This window comes from Jeongeupia sp. USM3 (assembly GCF_001808185.1).
GTDB lineage: Bacteria > Pseudomonadota > Gammaproteobacteria > Burkholderiales > Chitinibacteraceae > Jeongeupia.
This window is the reverse complement of sequence record NZ_CP017668.1, coordinates 2,824,410-2,840,714: the sequence shown is the minus strand read 5'-3', so window position 1 is coordinate 2,840,714 and position 16,305 is coordinate 2,824,410. Positions and strand designations below refer to the sequence as shown.

Annotated in this window: 15 protein-coding genes; 9 read left to right on the top strand and 6 right to left on the bottom strand. The window is 65.6% G+C overall.

Annotation, left to right across the window (positions count from 1 at the left end):
* Positions 1–70: 70 nt before the first annotated feature.
* Positions 71–1,141 (top strand): nitrogen regulation protein NR(II), encoded by a 1,071-nt coding sequence (gene glnL, locus BJP62_RS13430; RefSeq protein WP_070530341.1) that lies wholly within the window; start codon positions 71–73, stop codon positions 1,139–1,141.
* Complete coding sequence (ntrC, locus tag BJP62_RS13425) at positions 1,138–2,538, top strand: nitrogen regulation protein NR(I) (RefSeq protein WP_070530339.1); 1,401 nt, start codon at positions 1,138–1,140, stop codon at positions 2,536–2,538. Before glnL ends, ntrC begins: the two co-directional genes overlap by 4 nt.
* Before the next feature lie 240 nt (positions 2,539–2,778).
* Here the strand turns inward: ntrC and tal are convergent, their stop codons facing one another.
* The 3 genes from tal to phoB all read right to left on the bottom strand — a co-directional run bounded on the left by tal (position 2,779) and on the right by phoB (position 6,125).
* Positions 2,779–3,858, bottom strand: coding sequence for a transaldolase (gene tal, locus BJP62_RS13420; RefSeq protein ID WP_070530337.1), 1,080 nt, complete (start codon positions 3,856–3,858; stop codon positions 2,779–2,781).
* 180 nt (positions 3,859–4,038) lie between these two features.
* Positions 4,039–5,331: a phosphate regulon sensor histidine kinase PhoR gene (gene phoR, locus BJP62_RS13415; protein WP_070530336.1), complete on the bottom strand. Its 1,293-nt coding sequence runs from the start codon at positions 5,329–5,331 to the stop codon at positions 4,039–4,041.
* 101 nt (positions 5,332–5,432) lie between these two features.
* Positions 5,433–6,125 carry a phosphate regulon transcriptional regulator PhoB gene (phoB, locus tag BJP62_RS13410; RefSeq protein WP_374749754.1) on the bottom strand — a complete coding sequence of 231 codons (693 nt, stop codon included), beginning with the start codon at positions 6,123–6,125 and terminating at the stop codon, positions 5,433–5,435.
* Positions 6,126–6,288: 163 nt separating this feature from the next.
* Here phoB and BJP62_RS13405 point away from each other — a divergent pair, with 163 nt between their 5' ends.
* The 5 genes from BJP62_RS13405 (at position 6,289) to BJP62_RS13385 (ending at position 10,553) form a co-directional block, all read left to right on the top strand.
* Positions 6,289–6,723, top strand: a complete 435-nt coding sequence (locus BJP62_RS13405) for a gamma-butyrobetaine hydroxylase-like domain-containing protein (protein WP_083300917.1) — start codon at positions 6,289–6,291, stop codon at positions 6,721–6,723.
* Between the two features lie 20 nt (positions 6,724–6,743).
* Positions 6,744–7,481 (top strand): bifunctional demethylmenaquinone methyltransferase/2-methoxy-6-polyprenyl-1,4-benzoquinol methylase UbiE, encoded by a 738-nt coding sequence (gene ubiE, locus BJP62_RS13400; RefSeq protein ID WP_070530332.1) that lies wholly within the window; start codon positions 6,744–6,746, stop codon positions 7,479–7,481.
* Positions 7,482–7,773: 292 nt separating this feature from the next.
* Complete coding sequence (locus BJP62_RS13395; RefSeq protein WP_070530330.1) at positions 7,774–8,337, top strand: SCP2 domain-containing protein; 564 nt, start codon at positions 7,774–7,776, stop codon at positions 8,335–8,337.
* Entirely contained in the window at positions 8,337–9,851 is a 1,515-nt protein-coding gene (gene ubiB / locus BJP62_RS13390; protein WP_070530329.1) for a ubiquinone biosynthesis regulatory protein kinase UbiB, read from the top strand. The genes BJP62_RS13395 and ubiB overlap by 1 nt, the downstream gene beginning before the upstream one ends.
* Positions 9,852–9,872: 21 nt before the next feature.
* Positions 9,873–10,553, top strand: a complete 681-nt coding sequence (locus BJP62_RS13385; protein ID WP_070530327.1) for a DUF502 domain-containing protein — start codon at positions 9,873–9,875, stop codon at positions 10,551–10,553.
* A 166-nt stretch (positions 10,554–10,719) separates the two neighbouring features.
* Here BJP62_RS13385 and BJP62_RS18720 read toward each other — a convergent pair whose 3' ends face one another.
* Together BJP62_RS18720 and BJP62_RS13380 are read right to left on the bottom strand one after the other, a co-directional pair.
* Positions 10,720–10,869: a hypothetical protein gene (locus BJP62_RS18720; protein ID WP_168163837.1), complete on the bottom strand. Its 150-nt coding sequence runs from the start codon at positions 10,867–10,869 to the stop codon at positions 10,720–10,722.
* Positions 10,870–11,040: 171 nt separating this feature from the next.
* The gene (locus tag BJP62_RS13380; protein WP_083300916.1) at positions 11,041–13,851 is read right to left on the bottom strand and encodes a chitinase C-terminal domain-containing protein; all 2,811 of its coding nucleotides are present in this window, start codon (positions 13,849–13,851) and stop codon (positions 11,041–11,043) included.
* A 404-nt stretch (positions 13,852–14,255) separates the two neighbouring features.
* On the opposite strand from BJP62_RS13380, the gene BJP62_RS18495 reads away from it, so the two are divergent.
* Positions 14,256–14,489, top strand: a complete 234-nt coding sequence (locus tag BJP62_RS18495) for a hypothetical protein (RefSeq protein WP_145927207.1) — start codon at positions 14,256–14,258, stop codon at positions 14,487–14,489.
* Between the two features lie 33 nt (positions 14,490–14,522).
* The gene (locus tag BJP62_RS13375; protein ID WP_070530326.1) at positions 14,523–15,119 is read left to right on the top strand and encodes a 6-carboxytetrahydropterin synthase; all 597 of its coding nucleotides are present in this window, start codon (positions 14,523–14,525) and stop codon (positions 15,117–15,119) included.
* Positions 15,120–15,162: 43 nt separating this feature from the next.
* Here the strand turns inward: BJP62_RS13375 and BJP62_RS13370 are convergent, their stop codons facing one another.
* Positions 15,163–16,272: a VanZ family protein gene (locus BJP62_RS13370; RefSeq protein WP_070530324.1), complete on the bottom strand. Its 1,110-nt coding sequence runs from the start codon at positions 16,270–16,272 to the stop codon at positions 15,163–15,165.
* Positions 16,273–16,305: the final 33 nt, after the last annotated feature.

Below are 16,305 nucleotides of genomic sequence, written 5' to 3'. Positions count from 1 at the left end.
AAACCGTGCAGGCTAGGCTGGCCCGGTAATTGCTTGGCAACGGCATGTCATCGATGCCACGGTGTCCAGCATGCACGACCCCCATTTCTGCGGCCTCGACTACCTCGATGCGGCGATGCTCGCCGTCTCGCCCGAAGGTGCGCTGAGCTATTTCAACCCCGCCGCAGGCGACCTGTTCGGGCTCAAGGACGATCAGCTCGGCCTGCCGCTGGCCGCGTGCCTGGCGCCGGATACCGCCGTGTTCGCCGCGGTCGGCACCGCGCTCTCGCGCAATGTCAGCATCACCGAATACGAGCTGCTGCTGCCGGTCGCCCAGGGCGACGCCTATGTCTCGCTGACCGTCGCACCGATCGAGTGCGCCGGGCGGACGCTGGCGCTGGTCGAAATCCGCCAGATCGACCAGCAGCGCCGGATCGCCAACGAAGAGCGCCTGCATGCGCAGCAGCAGGCCAACCGCGAGCTGATCCGCAATCTGGCGCACGAGATCAAGAACCCGCTCGGCGGCATCCGCGGCGCGGCGCAGCTGCTGTCGAGCGAGCTGCCGAACCCGCAGCTGAAGGAATACACACAGGTCATCATCGAGGAGTCGCAGCGGCTGCAGAGTCTGCTCGACCGGCTGCTGACGCCGCACCGGCTGCCGCAGCTGTCCGAGCTGTCGATCCACGAAGTGCTCGAGCGCGTGCGCAGCGTCGTACTCGCCGAAACGCCGAACGGGCTGGCGGTGCGGCGCGACTACGACACCAGCCTGCCCAACCTGATCGGCGACCGCGAACAGCTGATCCAGGCGCTGCTCAACATCGTCCGCAACGCGGTACAGGCGATGGCCGGTGTCGGCGAGATCGTGCTGCGCACCCGCGTCGCCCGGCAGGTCACGCTCAACCGCAAGCGCTACCCGCTGGCGATCCAGGTCCAGATCCACGACAACGGCCCGGGCATTCCCGAAGCGCTCAAGGACACGCTGTTCTACCCGCTGGTATCGGGCCGCCCCGGCGGCACCGGCATCGGCCTGCATCTGGCGCACACCTTCGTCAGCCAGCACCACGGCACGATCGAATTCGACAGCCGGCCCGGCGACACCTGCTTCACGCTGCACCTGCCGCTGAACGCCTGGCACAAAAAACCACAGGGGAATACACCGTGAGTACCGTCTGGATCATCGACGACGACCGCTCGATCCGCTGGGTCTTCGAGAAAGCGCTGACGCGCGACGGCATCGCCCACGCGACGTTCAGTTCGGCCACCGAAGCGATCGACGCGCTGGCGCGCTCGACGCCGGCGGCGATCGTCAGCGACATCCGCATGCCCGGCGAATCGGGGCTGACCTTTCTCGAGCGCGTCAAGCAGGACCACCCCGGCCTGCCGGTCATCATCATGACCGCGCATTCGGACCTCGAGAGCGCCGTCTCGGCGTTCCAGGGCGGCGCGTTCGAATACCTGCCCAAGCCGTTCGACGTCGACGCGGCGGTCGCGCTGATCCGCCGTGCGATGCAGGAGGGCGAGCGCCAGCTCGGCGACGACATCGCCCCGGCCACCGCGCCGGACATCCTCGGTCAGGCGCCGGCGATGCAGGACGTGTTCCGCGCGATCGGCCGGCTCAGCCAGTCGGCCGCGACGGTACTGATCACCGGTGAATCGGGCTCGGGCAAGGAGCTGGTCGCCCGCGCGCTGCACCGGCACAGCCCGCGCGCGGCCAAGCCCTTCATCGCGATCAACTCGGCGGCGATTCCGAAGGACCTGCTCGAGTCCGAGCTGTTCGGCCACGAGCGCGGCGCGTTCACCGGCGCCGACGCGCGCCGGACCGGCCGCTTCGAACAGGCCGAGGGCGGCACGCTGTTCCTCGACGAAATCGGCGACATGCCGTTCGACCTGCAGACGCGGCTGCTGCGGGTGCTGTCGGACGGCTTCTTCTACCGCGTCGGCGGCCATTCGCCGATCAAGGCCAACGTCCGCGTCATTGCCGCGACGCACCAGAACCTCGAAACCCGGGTCAAGGACGGCGTGTTCCGCGAAGACCTCTACCACCGGCTCAACGTGATCCGGCTGCGGCTGCCGGCGCTGCGCGAACGGCGCGAGGACATCCCGCTCTTGGCGCGCTACTTCCTCGGCCGCTCGGCCTCCGAGCTCGGCGTCGAGCCCAAGCGGCTTGCCGACGACGCGATGGCCCGGCTCGGCGGCTTTGCCTTCCCCGGCAACGTGCGCCAGCTCGAGAACCTCTGTCACTGGATCACCGTGATGGCGCCCGGCGCCGTCGTCACCGTCAACGACCTGCCGCCCGAGCTGTTCGACGACGCCGGTGACACCGAAACCGGCACCGGCGGCGACTGGCGCCGGCAGCTCGCGCAGGAGATCGCGCTGCGGCTGGCGCGCGGCGACGCGCGCGTGCTCGACGACATCGTCCCGGCATTCGAGCGCACCGTCATCGTCCAGGCGCTGACCCACACCGGCGGCAAGCGCATCGAGGCGGCCGAGCTGCTCGGCTGGGGCCGCAACACGCTGACGCGCAAGATCCAGGAGCTGGGGATGGACGACGCGATCTGAGTGCCTATCCCATTAAGCGGCTACGCCTGCACATTTTGCCCCGGTCCGATGCGCGCAACCCCGCAAGGGGGCTACCTTCGGGTCGTCCCCATGGACCTCGTGTCCGTTCCAGTTCCCGTGCTTCGGGCGACGACAAACTGTTTTGGCTCGCTCGCTTACCGGAATAGGCGCCAAACGTCGGTCTCGGAAAAGCAAAAAGGCCCGTCCTAGGACGGGCCTTTTTACTGACGATTCAGCCAATCAGGCAGTCAGTTCGAGCAGCTTGTCGAACGCGTCGTCAAACAGCTTCAGACCTTCGGACTGCAGTTGCTCGCCGACGAGGTTGAAGTCGACGCCGAGCTTGCGCAGCGCCGCCAGCGTCTGCACCGCTTCGTCGATCTTGGTGTCGAGGCGGTCGGCGGCAACGCCGTGGTCGCGGAAGGCATCGAGCGTGCCGTCCGGCACGGTGTTGACGGTTTCGGCGCCGATCAGTTCTTCGACGTAGAGCACGTCCGAATAGGCGGCATTCTTGGTACCGGTCGACGCCCACAGCAGGCGTTGCGGATGCGCGCCGAGTGCCTTGAGCTTTTCGAAACGGGTGCCGTGGAACAGCTGCTTGTAGTGCTGGTACGCGACCTTGACGAAGGCGATCGCGCTCTTGCCGCGCAGCGCCAGCGCTTCCGGGCTGCCGATGGTTTCGAGCTGCTTGTCGAGCAGCACGTCGACGCGCGACAGGAACACCGAGGCGACGGCCTGGACGTGATCGACCGGCAGGCCGGCGGCGGCACGCGCTTCAAGGCCGCGGATGTAGGCGGTCAGCACGTCGTCGGTCTGCTTGAGGCTGAACATCAGCGTGATGTTGACGTTGATGCCGGCGGCGATCAGCTGTTCGAACGCCAGCACGCCGGCGTGGGTGGCCGGCACCTTGATCATCGCGTTCGGGCGGTTGATCGCGGCCCACAGGCGCTTGGCCGCAGCAATGGTGCCGAGCGTGTCGTTGGCCAGATGCGGCGACACTTCGAGGCTGACGTAGCCGTCGAGGCCCTTGGAGTTGTCGTACAGCGGCCGGGTCAGGTCGCACGTCGCCTGGATGTCCGGCACCACCAGCGCTTCGTAGCGCTGTTCGGCGGAGAGGTCCTGCTTTTTCAGTTCGGCCAGGTCGCCGGTGTAGAGCGGGTCCGACGAGATCGACTTGTAGAAGATCGCCGGGTTCGAAGTCACGCCAGCGATGCCGTCGTCGTCGATCAGTTTCTGCAGGGCGCCGGACTTCAGCAGGCCGCGGGACAGGTTGTCCAGCCAGATGCGTTGACCGAAGGGCTTGATGGCAGCGATTTTGCTCATGACGTGAACCTCATACGATGAAGGAAGGGCCGCCAGCGCCGGCATGCCGGGCTGACTTCAGCAGACATTATCTGACAGCAGCACCGGTTTCGACATTGCGCTGGGGCAAAGTGCCCGGATTGCCGTTGTCATTTGATTGTGCCAGAAAACCACCGCCGCCAAGCCGTGCAAAGTGCCGCGTCAGACCTCGGCAAGCAGCCGCTGCATCGGGAAGCGCACCGAGAACTCGCTGCCGTGGCCGAGCCTGGACTGGATCGCCATCTGCGCCTGATGCCGCTGCAGGATGTGCTTGACGATCGCCAGCCCGAGCCCGGTGCCGCCGGTCGCGCGCGAGCGGCCGCGGTCGACGCGGTAGAAACGCTCGGTCAGCCGCGGCACGTGTTCGGGCGCGATGCCGATGCCGGTGTCCTGGACCGCGAACACCGGCTGGCCGTTGTCGATGCGCCAGTGCAGCGTGATCGTGCCGCCGGCCGGGGTATAGCGGATCGCGTTCGACACCAGGTTGCCGAAGGCCGAGTGCAGCTCGTCATGGTTGCCGATCAGCCGCGCCGGCACGATGCTGCCGATCGCGACCGTATGCCGGCCCTGCGACAGCCCTTCGGCCTCGACCGCCAGCAAGCGCATCAGCTGCGGCACGTCGACCTCCTCTTCCTTCATCTGCATGCCGTTCTCGAGCCGCGAGAGCGTCAGCAGGTCGTCGACGAGCCGCTGCATCCGCTGCGTCTGGTCGTACATCAGCTCGAGATGCTGGTTGCGCGTGCGCGCGTCGACGTCGGGCATGTCGAGCATCGTCTCGATGAAGCCGCCGACGACGGTCAGCGGCGTGCGCAGCTCGTGCGAGACATTGGCGATGAAATCGCGGTGGACGGTCTGGATCCGGTCGAGCTGGGTGATGTCGCGGCTCAGCAGCAGCTTGCGGGTCGAATCGAACGGCACCATCTGTACCGTCAGCACCTGGTCGACCGGCCGGTTGAGCCGCAGCATCAGCGGGTGGGCGAAATCCTGGCTGCGCAGGTAATCGCGCAGGCTGGGCTGGCGGATGATGTTGGTGATCACCTGCCAGACGTCGCCGACGCGGTCGATGCCCAGATGCTGCGTCGCCGCCTGGTTGCACCATTCGATCCGGTCGTGCTCGTCGAGGATCAGCACGCCGTCGGGCAGCGCCTCGCCGGCGCTGGTGAAGCGCTCGAGCGTCGCCGCCAGCCTGTCCTGCTGCTTCTTCTGCAACCGCACCTGGTCGTAGAGCTTGTCGAACAGGTCCTGCCACAGGAGGAAGCTCGACGGCACGCGGTCGACGTGCGGCGCCTGCAGCCAGCGGTGCAGGCGGCCGAGGTTGTAGAGGTGGAACAGCGCCGAGCACGCGACGACGACCAGGGCGAAAATCAGCCCCCATTCGGTGCCGGCAACCGCGCCGACGAAGAGCGCGACTAGCGCCACCGAGAGGTAGTAAATCAGCGAACGCAGCCAGAGCATGGATAGTGCCTGTTCAATTCTCAAAACGCCCAGCGCGTCTCGCGTAGTGTGATTGTGTCATCCCCGTATGGCAGCGGCGACGCCAAATCGTTACGGCGCGATTACTGCTGCGCCGAAAAACGGTAACCGGTGCCGCGCACGGTCTGGATCAGCGCGTCGAAACCCGACGATTCGAGCGCCGAGCGCAGCCGGCGAATATGCACGTCGACGGTGCGCTCCTCGACGAACACATGGTCGCCCCAGACCTGGTCGAGCAGTTGCGCGCGCGAATGCACGCGCTCGGCGTGGGTCATGAAAAAGTGCAGCAGCCGGAACTCGGTCGGGCCGAGATCGAGCGGCTTGCCGTGGCCGGTGACGCGATGCGTAGTCGGATCGAGCCGCAGCCCCTGCACCTCGACGACGTCGTCGGTCACCTGCGGCGAACGGCGGCGCAGCACCGCCTTGATCCGCGCCTGCAATTCGCGCGGCGAAAACGGTTTGGTGATGTAGTCGTCGGCGCCGGTCTCGAGGCCGATGATCTTGTCCTGCTCGTCCGAACGCGCGGTCAGCATGATCAGCGGGATCGTCTTGGTCCGCTCCTCGGCGCGCAGCTTCTTGGCGAAGTCGATGCCCGACATGCCCGGCAGCATCCAGTCGAGCAGGATCAGGTCGGGCAAGGCGTTGCGGACGATGCCCATCGCCGTTTCGACCGAATCGGCGCGCATCACGTGATGGCCGGCCTGGGTCAGATTGAATGCAATCAGCTCCTGGATGGCGGGTTCGTCTTCGACGAGCAGGATATTCGCAGGCATGATTAGTTCCCGTGGCATTGCGTGGTTTGTGGCGAGCGTAATGCCTTCTTGTGAATTTAATATTACAAGTCCCCACGGACTGACGTCTTTTGCAAGGCGCTTCGGGCGCGACGGGCGTCACCGGCTCGCGTTATCATTGCAGTCTGTATCCAGACCCCCTTTTCCGATGGCCGGACTCCAAGCCCATACGCCGCAACCGACGGCGCTGACCCTGCATCAGGGCGCCCGCATGCTCGACATCGCCTTCGACGACGGCGCGACGTTCTCGCTGCCGTGCGAGTACCTGCGTGTCCATTCGCCGAGCGCCGAAGTGCGCGGCCACGGCCAGCCGGTGCTGCAGGTCGGCAAGCGCGGCGTCAACATCGTCGCGATCGAGCCGGTCGGCAATTACGCGGTCAAGCTCGTCTTCGACGACGGCCACGATACCGGACTGTACTCATGGGACTGGCTGTACGAACTCGGCCGCGACCAGGCCAGACTGTGGCAGGACTACCTCGACCAGCTCGCCGCCAGCGGTGCCAGCCGCGATCAAACCGGCGCCAGCCGTGATCAAACCGGTGCCAGCCGCGATCCGGCCGATGACGCCGGTGGCAACCACTGATACCGAATACCGGGTGAACCATGACTGAACAGCAAACGCATTTCGGCTACAAGACCGTCAACGAATCGGACAAGGCGCAGAAGGTCGCCGAGGTGTTCCATTCGGTCGCACAGAAATACGACGTGATGAACGACCTGATGAGCGCCGGCCTGCACCGCGCCTGGAAGTTCTTCACCATCGAGACCAGCGGCGCACGCCCCGGCAACCGGGTGCTCGACATCGCCGGCGGCACCGGCGACCTCAGCAAGGCGTTCGCGAAAAAAGTCGGCAAGACCGGCCAGGTCTGGCTCACCGACATCAACAGCTCGATGCTCGGCGTCGGCCGCGACCGGCTGCTCGACGCCGGCTTCGCCGTGCCGGCCGCGCAGTGCGACGCCGAGAAGCTGCCGTTTCCGAACAACTACTTCGACATCGTTTCGGTTGCCTTCGGCCTGCGCAACATGACGCACAAGGACAAGGCACTGGCCGAGATGCACCGGGTGCTCAAGCCCGGCGGCCGGCTGCTGGTGCTCGAGTTCTCCAAGGTCTGGGCGCCGATCAAGCCGGTGTACGACCTGTACTCGTTCAAGCTGCTGCCGCTGATGGGCAAGCTGATCACCAACGACGCCGATTCCTACCAGTATCTGGCCGAGTCGATCCGCATGCACCCGGATCAGGAAACGCTGAAGGCACTGATGCAGGACGTCGGCTTCGGCCGGGTCGAGTACCACAATATGAGCGCCGGCATCGTCGCGCTGCACAAGGGCTACAAGTTCTAAGCGCCTGCTCACGGTCTTTTCACGTCAGCGCCGGGCCGGAAAAAGCTCGGACACAAGGCGTGCGATGCAGGCAATAACGGCTTATTGGCAAGGAGCACAACGCAGTGAACGAGTTTTTTCCGGCCCGGCCCTTCGGGTTCGAGGCATTGCCGGCAGGTGACGGCGTTGCAAACCGCTTGCGGTACCCGTACCGCGGCACGGCTTGTGACCGCAGGAAATCCCCGTGGGACGCCTTGTCCCCCATCCGGCACTGCTTCGAACGCTGCCGTGAAAAGACCGTGAGCAGGCGCTAATGCTGGCTTCCCTGCTCAACCGCCTGTTCGATCGCGACACCGCGGCCCGTGCCGAGCTGGCGCGCTTCGACGGCCGGGTGGTCAGACTGGTGTTCCCGGTCGTCGCGGCGACGCTGCAGATCGAAGCAGGCCGCTTCGTGCCCAGCCATGCAGAGCCCGAAGCGACGCTGGAACTCGGGCTGCGCTTCTTTGCCGCGCTGCCGTTCGACCGTACCGGCGCACAACGCCAATTGCTGCTCGGCGGCGATGCGCAGCTCGCCGCCGGCGTCGGCCGCGTACTCGGCCTGGTGCGCTGGGAGGCGGCCGATTCGCTGTCGTCCTTCGTCGGCGACGTCGCCGCCCGGCGCCTCGTCTGGCTCGCCGGCAAGGTCGGCGGCGTGCCAGGCGCCATCGGCGCGCGCATGGCCGCGCACCTGATCGAATACTGGCGCGACGAAGCGCCGCTGCTGGCGCACAGGCTCGAGGCCCAGCGCCACTTCAGCGCGGTCGACACGCTGCGTGACGATGTGGCCCGGCTGGAAAAACGCCTGGCCCGGTTCGACCAGGGACTCGCCCAGAAATAATGCGCCTCTTCCGCCTGATCAAGATCGCCCGCGTCGTCATCGGCCATGGGCTCGACGAATTCCTGCTCGGCCACCGGCGCACACACGGCCTGCAGCGGCTGGTCAACGCGCTGTGCTTCTGGCGCAGGCTCGACGCGCCGCGCGGCGAGCGCCTGCGCCTGGCGCTCGAGGACCTCGGGCCGATCTTCGTCAAGTTCGGCCAGGTGCTGTCAACCCGGCGCGACCTGCTGCCGACCGACATCGCCGACGAACTCGCCAAGCTGCAGGACCGCGTGCCGCCGTTCTCCGGCGACACCGCCGTCGCGGTGATCGAGGCGGGGCTCGGCAAGCCGCTGGACACCCTGTACACCGGCTTCGACCGGACGCCGGTCGCCAGCGCGTCGATCGCCCAGGTCCACCGTGCCACGCTGCCCGACGGCCGCGCCGTCGCGGTCAAGGTGCTGCGGCCGGACATCCTGCCGGTGATCGAATCCGACCTAGCGCTGATGCGCGTGATGGCCGGGCTGGTCGAGCGGCTGTTCGCCGACGGCAAGCGGCTGCGGCCGCGCGAGGTCGTCGCCGAGTTCGACAAGTACCTGCACGACGAACTCGACCTGATGATCGAGGCCGGCAATGCCAGCCAGCTGCGACGCAACTTCGCAGCTTCGACCCAGCTGATCGTCCCCGAGGTGTTCTACGACTGGACCTGCCGCGACGTGCTGACGCTCGAGTGGATGGACGGCACGCCGATCGGCCAGATCGATACGCTGCGCGCCGCCGGCATCGACCTGAAGAAGCTGAGCCGCTACGGCGTCGAGATCTTCTTCACCCAGGTGTTCCGCGACGGCTTCTTCCACGCCGACATGCACCCGGGCAACATCTTCGTCGCGGCGGACAACCGCTATATCGCGCTCGATTTCGGCATCGTCGGCAACCTCTCGGACGTCGACAAGCAGTATCTGGCGATCAACTTCCTCGCCTTCTTCAACCGCGATTACCGCCGTGTCGCCAGTGCGCACATCGAATCGGGCTGGGTGCCTGCGGACACGCGGGTCGAGGAACTCGAGGCCGCGGTGCGCACCGTGTGCGAGCCGATCTTCGACAAGCCGATCTCGCAGATCTCCTTCGGCCAGGTGCTGCTGCGGCTGTTCGAAACCAGCCGGCGCTTCAACGTCGAGATCCAGCCGCAACTGGTGCTGCTGCAGAAGACGCTGCTGAACATCGAAGGCCTCGGCCGCCAGCTCGATCCGGATCTGGACCTGTGGGATACGGCCAAGCCCTTCCTCGAGCGCTGGATGAACGAGCAGATCGGCTGGCGCGCGCTGGTGCGCCATCTCAAGCACGAAGCGCCGCAATGGGCGGCCATGCTGCCGACCCTGCCGCGCAAGCTCAACGAGCTCGCCAGCGCCAACCATGTCGAACTGATGGTCACCGGCTATCAGGGGCTGATGTGGGAACAGAAGAAGCGCAACTGGCTGCTCGGCGCGATCGCCGCGCTGCTCGGCGGCCTGCTGCTGACGCAGTGGCTGCACTGACCCTTTTCGAACGGTAGGACCATGATCAAGCGCAGTTTCAAGTCCGTCCTCACCACCTGGCTCGCCGGCCTGCTGGCGCTGCTGCCGCTGGCGCTGACACTGACGCTGCTCGGCTGGGTCGTCAGCCTGCTGAACCGCTTCATCGGTCCGGGCAGCTTCGTCGGCAAGCTGTTCTCGGCGGTCGGCCTGCAACTGGTCGACAACCCGATCCTCGCCTATCTGGCCGGTACGCTGCTGCTGATCGGGGCGATCTATCCGCTCGGCATTGCCGTACAGTCCGGGCTGAAGAAGCCGCTGGCCAAGCTCGTCGACCTCACGCTGCGGCGGATTCCGCTGTTCGGCAGCCTGTACAACCTCGCCGACCGCTTCGTCGGCCTGCTGGACCAGAAGCAGGAAGCCGACATCGGCGCGATGAGCCCGGTATGGTGTTTCTTCGGCGGCGACGGCGTTGCCGTGCTGGCGCTGATGCCGAACCCCGAACCGGTCGACCTCGACGGCCGGCTTTACTATGCGGTGCTGGTACCGACCGCGCCGGTACCGATCGGCGGCGGCCTGCTCTATGTGCCGGAGGACTGGATCCGCCCGGCCAATATCGGCGTCGACAAGCTCACCAGCGTCTACGTCTCGATGGGCATCACCCCGCCGCCGGCGCTGCGCAACGGCAAGATCACGCTGGGCGCCCCCCCTATCCGCCTGGGCTGATCGTCCGGCCGTTCCTCCCAAACCGGGTTCAAGCGCAGGGCCGCCGCAGCCGGAACGGGCCGACGGCGGCACTGCTCACGCATGCCCCTGCCCCGCTGCTTGTCGAAACGGTCATCCGACCGGCGGCCGCACCGGCAGGGCGCCCGGTACGGCCGTTGCTCGCCGCTCAGCCGACATTGCCCTCCGGCGTTTCGCCGGCAGCCTGCAGCAACGCACACAGCCGCGCATGGCCATCGTATTGCTGGACCAGCCCCGGGCCCGCGGTTTCAAAGGCGCTGCGCAGCGTTGCCGGATCAAGCGTTCGCATCGTTTCCATGGTGGTGTCCTCGATTTCGTTATCAACACCCTCATTTTATGTTGCGACGCAGCAAATTCCATAAAACTGTTAATTATGCCAAATGAAATTAAATCGGCGGCGCCCTATTGCCGCGCATAAAAAAACGGGCAAGCCCGAAGGCCTGCCCGTTCAAGGTCTACAACAGGATGCTTACTGGACCGTACCGGCCGGCAGCGACGGGTACTCCTGCTTCACCGCGAAGCTCTTGCCGCCGACAGTGACGACATAGTTCGACGGGCCGGTGATCGGCAGGTAGTAGTTCAGGGTGATGTCGATGCTCGCGCCCGGGGCCAGCGACTGCCAGCTCGGGGTCGAGAACTTGACGTGGTGGAAATCACCCTTGAAGCCGCCGACGTTGTTGCCGGTGTGCTCCGACGACACGACCTTCAGACCCGCGCCCGACTGGTCGGCCATATTGTTCGGCGCCGACACCGGGTAGTCGAACTCGATCACGGTACCGCCCGGCAGCGTCGCACCGGTGTTGTTGGTGATCTTCAGGTACGGGTTGATCGGGTAGTTCTGGTCACCCAGCTTGAAGTTGGTCAGGTCGAACTTCAGGTCGATCTGCTGCGCCGGCATCGCGGTCTTCGCACGCTTGTTGCCGTACGGCGAAGCGTTGCGGAAGTTGGTCGCCATCAGCTTGGTCAGGGTCGAACCCGGAACGTACTGGCCCTTCGTGCCGTTCAGGTTGGTCTTGTTGGCGTCATACGCGTAGTCGCCAGCAAATTCCCAGATCATCAGACCGCCAAGGCCCTTGCTGATCACCCACTCGGTCTTCTTCTGGATCGACTGCTCGTCCTCGGTCGAGATGAACACCTTCTTGCTGGCGTTCCACAGCCACGGCGCAACCAGGGTCGCGTCGTAGTGGCGGGCATAGCTGCCCACGAGGTCGGTCGCCTTCAGACCGAACTGCGGCAGGTAATCGCCGGCAATGCCGTTCTCGAGGTTCTTGGCGTGCCACATCGGGTTCGAGCCGGCGCCCATTTCGTTGCCGTTCTGATCCTTGTCGTGCCAGATGTTGTCGATGCCGACCGCACCCAGACCGCACTCGGTCAGGCCCGGACCGCAGTTGCTCGACTTCGGCGACGTACCCCACAGGCCGTTGGTGCCACCGGTCACGTCCTTGTGGCCGCGGGTGTAGTACGGCACACCGGCGTTGATGCGGCCGGCCGGCATTGCGCCGCGGAAGTACTGGAAGGCCCAGTCGGTGTTCAGGTAGCCGATGCCGCCGTACTGCGCGGCGCTGTAGACCGACCACTTGGCCAGCTCGGCGTCCTTGCCGTCGTCGAACAGCGCGGCGTTCGGACCGACGAACTCGTTCCATGCGCCGTGCAGGTCATACGTCATCATGTTGACGTAGTCGAGGTACTTGACGCTCTGGTACGACTCCATGCCGCGCAGCAGGTAAGCGGACGACGGCGAAGCGATCGTCAGCATGTAGTACTTGCCGTCGGCCACCGCAGCCTGGTCGAGCTTGGTACGCAGCGTTTCCAGCAGCGCACGGTACGACGCCTGCAGCCCCTTCAGACGCGGGCTCGACACGCTCCAGTCGAGCGGGTTGCCGGCCTTGTCCATCGTGGTCGGGTATTCGTAGTCGATGTCGGCACCGTCGAAGCCGTACTGGCGCAGGAAGGCGACGACCGAGTCGGCGAAGGTGTTGATGCCGGCCTGGTTGATCGAACCGTCGGCGTTGGTCGTCATCGTGTAGAAGCCGCCCGAAGCAACGCGGTTGCCGTCCGGACCGAAGTAGCCGCCGGTTTCAGCCCAGCCGCCGATCGAAACGAGGGTCCGCACGCCAGGGTGCTGCTTCTTGAACTTGTTCAGCTGGTTGAAGTGGCCCTTGTACGGCAGGCTCGGGTCCATTTCGTTGCCGGCAATCGCGGGCTTGCCGTCGGAACCGTCCCAGACCATGCCGGTCGATTCGTTGCCGGCGACACCGGCGTTGACCGAGACCTTGTTGGCGCTGTCGACATGCGCGAACGCATAGTTGATGTGGGTGATGTCGTTCCACGGAATGTCCGAAGCCAGATAGCTCGGCAGGCCGTTCTTGCCGGTACGCCAGTTGGTGAAGTAACCGATGATGCGGCGCTTCAGGCCATTGGCGAGGATTTCGCGGCCGTTGGTGTCGTAAACGGTGCAATACGGCACGTTGGCGACGCTGCTGACCAGACCGTCCGGACGGCACGCTTCCTGACCGCTCGGGGTCGGCGTCGGCGTCGGCGTCGGCGTCGGGGTCGGGGTCGGGGTCGGGGTCGGCGTCGGCGTCGGCGTCGGGGTCGGCGTCGGGGTCGGCGTCGGCGTCGGCGTCGGCGTCGGCGTCGGGGTCGGCGTCGGGGTCGGCGTCGGCGTCGGCGTCGGCGTCGGCGTCGGCGTCGGCGTCGGGGTCGGGGTCGGGGTCGGGGTCGGGGTCGGGGTCGGGGTCGGGGTCGGGGTCGGGGTCGGGGTCGGGGTCGGGGTCGGCGAAACGGCGCCTTGCAGCTCCCACGGACCGTACTGTTCGGTGCCCGGTACGTTGTTCTGCGTCCACCACTTGGCCTTGTAGGTTGCGCCGTTGTGGGTCACGCACTGGCCGGCGGTGTAGACGGCGGTGTTCGACCAGGCCGCGCAGCCGCTCGGCGTCGGCGCCGGGGTCGGTGCAGGCGTCGGGGCGGGGGTCGGCGTCGGAGCGGGCGTCGGCGCCGGGGTCGGCGTCGGAGCTGGCGTCGGTGCCGGAGTCGGGCTCGGCGTGCCGGTGCTGGCGCCGATCAGCTTCCACAGCGTCGGGCTGGCGGCCGGGTTCCAGTTGGCGCCGACGTAGGCGGTGTGGGTCACCAGCGCCTGGTAGTCATTGCCGCTGTACGACACATAGGTGCCGGCGGTGTAGGTATTGCCTTCCTGCCAGACCGGGTAGGCCGCATAGGCGTGCACCGCGATCAGCGCAGCCGGGATGGCTGCCAGGGTGAAACGGTTAAAACGGGACATGGACGCGTCTCCTCGTTATTGGTTTTGTTCAGGCCAACAAGTGGTATTAGCCATGAACGCCATCGCCGTCATTTTTGAGTAAGAAAACCCAAGGAAGGCGTTGCCGGACCCGTGCAGAATGCGAGCCCATGCATGGCGAAGCCTGATTACTCGCGAAGCCGTCCGGCCTGTCAAGGCACCGCCCGGCGGCAGGCTGAACGGCATGTAACCACGACGCAGAACGCGCCAAACCGACTACACATTGCGATCGGAGCGCCCAAAACGGCCTGCGTCGAGTAGATCACAACATCATGTTTTAGAATGTTTTTTTGCAATACCGCATTGGCGAAATGCAAAAATATCAGCAAATGCTCATGTAGTTTTCCGCTTGCTTCCGGGTAGTCGGTCCGGCGGAACGGGCGTGATTGCCGTTCGTCTCCGATCAACTGCAGCCTGTTTTTGGCACCTGCGCGACATCGGCCGACAACATTAATTTCACAAAACTTACTCACAAAAGCAAACAACGAAATATCAGCCCCCTAGCCTGCATCGATGCCGCCCAGTCCTTTTGCCGCCGGAATGGTATTGCCTCAGCGAACGTAGACATCCCTCCCGTTTGGCATGCCGGCATTCACCTTGCCGCCGGCAAGCGCATCTGATAAAACCCGAGTGAGTTACTCGGTTAATCCAATATGCTGATCCGCAAGCTGTTCAAGTTCGAAAACGCGCACATCGTGCGCAACTGTTCATCCGACCGCTGCCGCCGGTCGATCCACGGCCACAGCTACAAGGTCGAGGTGCTGCTCGAAGCGCATGCGCTCGATCACGGCCAGATGGTCTACGACTTCGGACTGATGAAGGGCACGATCAAGGACGTGATCGACGCGTTCGACCACGCGGTCTGCTTCTGGGACAAGGACGACCCCGACTACATCGCGCTGTGCCAGCGCTTCTCGGCGCGCTGGATCTCGCTGCCGGTATCGCCGTCGGCCGAACAGTTCGCCCGGCTGTTCTTCGTCGTCATCGACGCGCTGCTCAGGCAGACGACGATGGCCAACGGCGAAGGCGATGTGGTGCTGCACTCGGTGATCGCCCACGAAACCGATACCGGCTACGCGCAGGCGTTCCGCGACGACGCGTACAACCCGCGCATGGGCACGATCGCGCTGAACGACATCGTTTTCTCCGAGCAGGTCTGCGCCGAATGGCGCGACCCGGCGATGTACGACAAGCTGCTCGCCGGCGAGCTGTTCGCCAATCCGCCGGTCGAGCTTCAGGTCAGGCCCTGAACCGGTCCACGATGAAAAAAGCCGCGGCATGCCGCGGCTTTTTTCATGGCCAGCGCTCGCCCGAATCCGGCCGCGCCAGTACCGCGCCCAGCAGGATCAGCACCGCACCGTAGGGCCAGACGTCACCGATCACCGACGCCAGACCGTTGAAGTGCGTCAGGTGGCCGTAGTGCCAGCGGAACAGCGGCAGCGTCGCCGACAGCTGCGGACTCAATGGCCAGATCCAGCCCACCGCCACCGCAGCGGCCAGCGCCAGCGCACCGACCAGCGCCCGCAGGCGCCGGCGCAGTTGCCACAGCCCCCACAGCAGCAGCACGCCCACCAGGCCGCCGATGACGATGTTGCGGTTGATCCAGGCGAAGAACTGCGCCGGCTGCAGCAGCATGCCGGCGAAGGCGAGCTTGACGACGAGTCCGGCGAGCAGCGTCAGCCGGATCGCCGCCGGCACCTCGCGCACGTGCTTGACCAGTACCGAGACGAACAGCGCAACGCCGACGAGGTGCAGCATCATCCCGCCCGCCTCGAGCAGGGAAAGGAACAGCGCCGGATCGGCGAGCGGCGATTCGAACGGTTGCGGGATCCCGCGCGGCGCGACGACGACGCCAAGGAAAGGCACCGACGGATCGAACTGGGTGACGAACCACAGCCCGAGCCAGACCAGCCCCCACTCGGCCAGCGTGCTCTCGGCCAGATGGCTGTGCCGGAACACCTGCCATGCGCGCTGCCAGCGGCGGTTGGCAATGACCAGCGACATCAGCCCACCGATGCTGGCGCCGAAACCGTTGCTGAGCATGTCGAGGTTCGACGCGACCCGGTCGGGCAGGAACTGCTGGACGAACTCGATCGAGCCGGACAGCAAGGTGCCGACCAGCGCCGCCAGCGGCCACGCATACCAGCGGCGCCGCGCCATCAGCCCGACGGCGACGCCGAGCGGCACGTAGGCAAGCACGTTGACGAGGTTGTCGAACAGCGTGAAGTAGTACGGCAGCGGGTAGGTGTAGAAGGCGAAGATCGGCTCGCCGGTGTAGCGCCAGCCGCTGAACGGATAGAAGCTGATCGTCAGGATGACGAGCAGATAGCAGTAGAAGAAATACTGCGAGACGCGGGACTGCGCAACCTGGTGCGCAAGATAGCTGATCGGCGGAAAGCGCATGAATGAAACGGGGTGGGCGTGCCCACCCCGTTG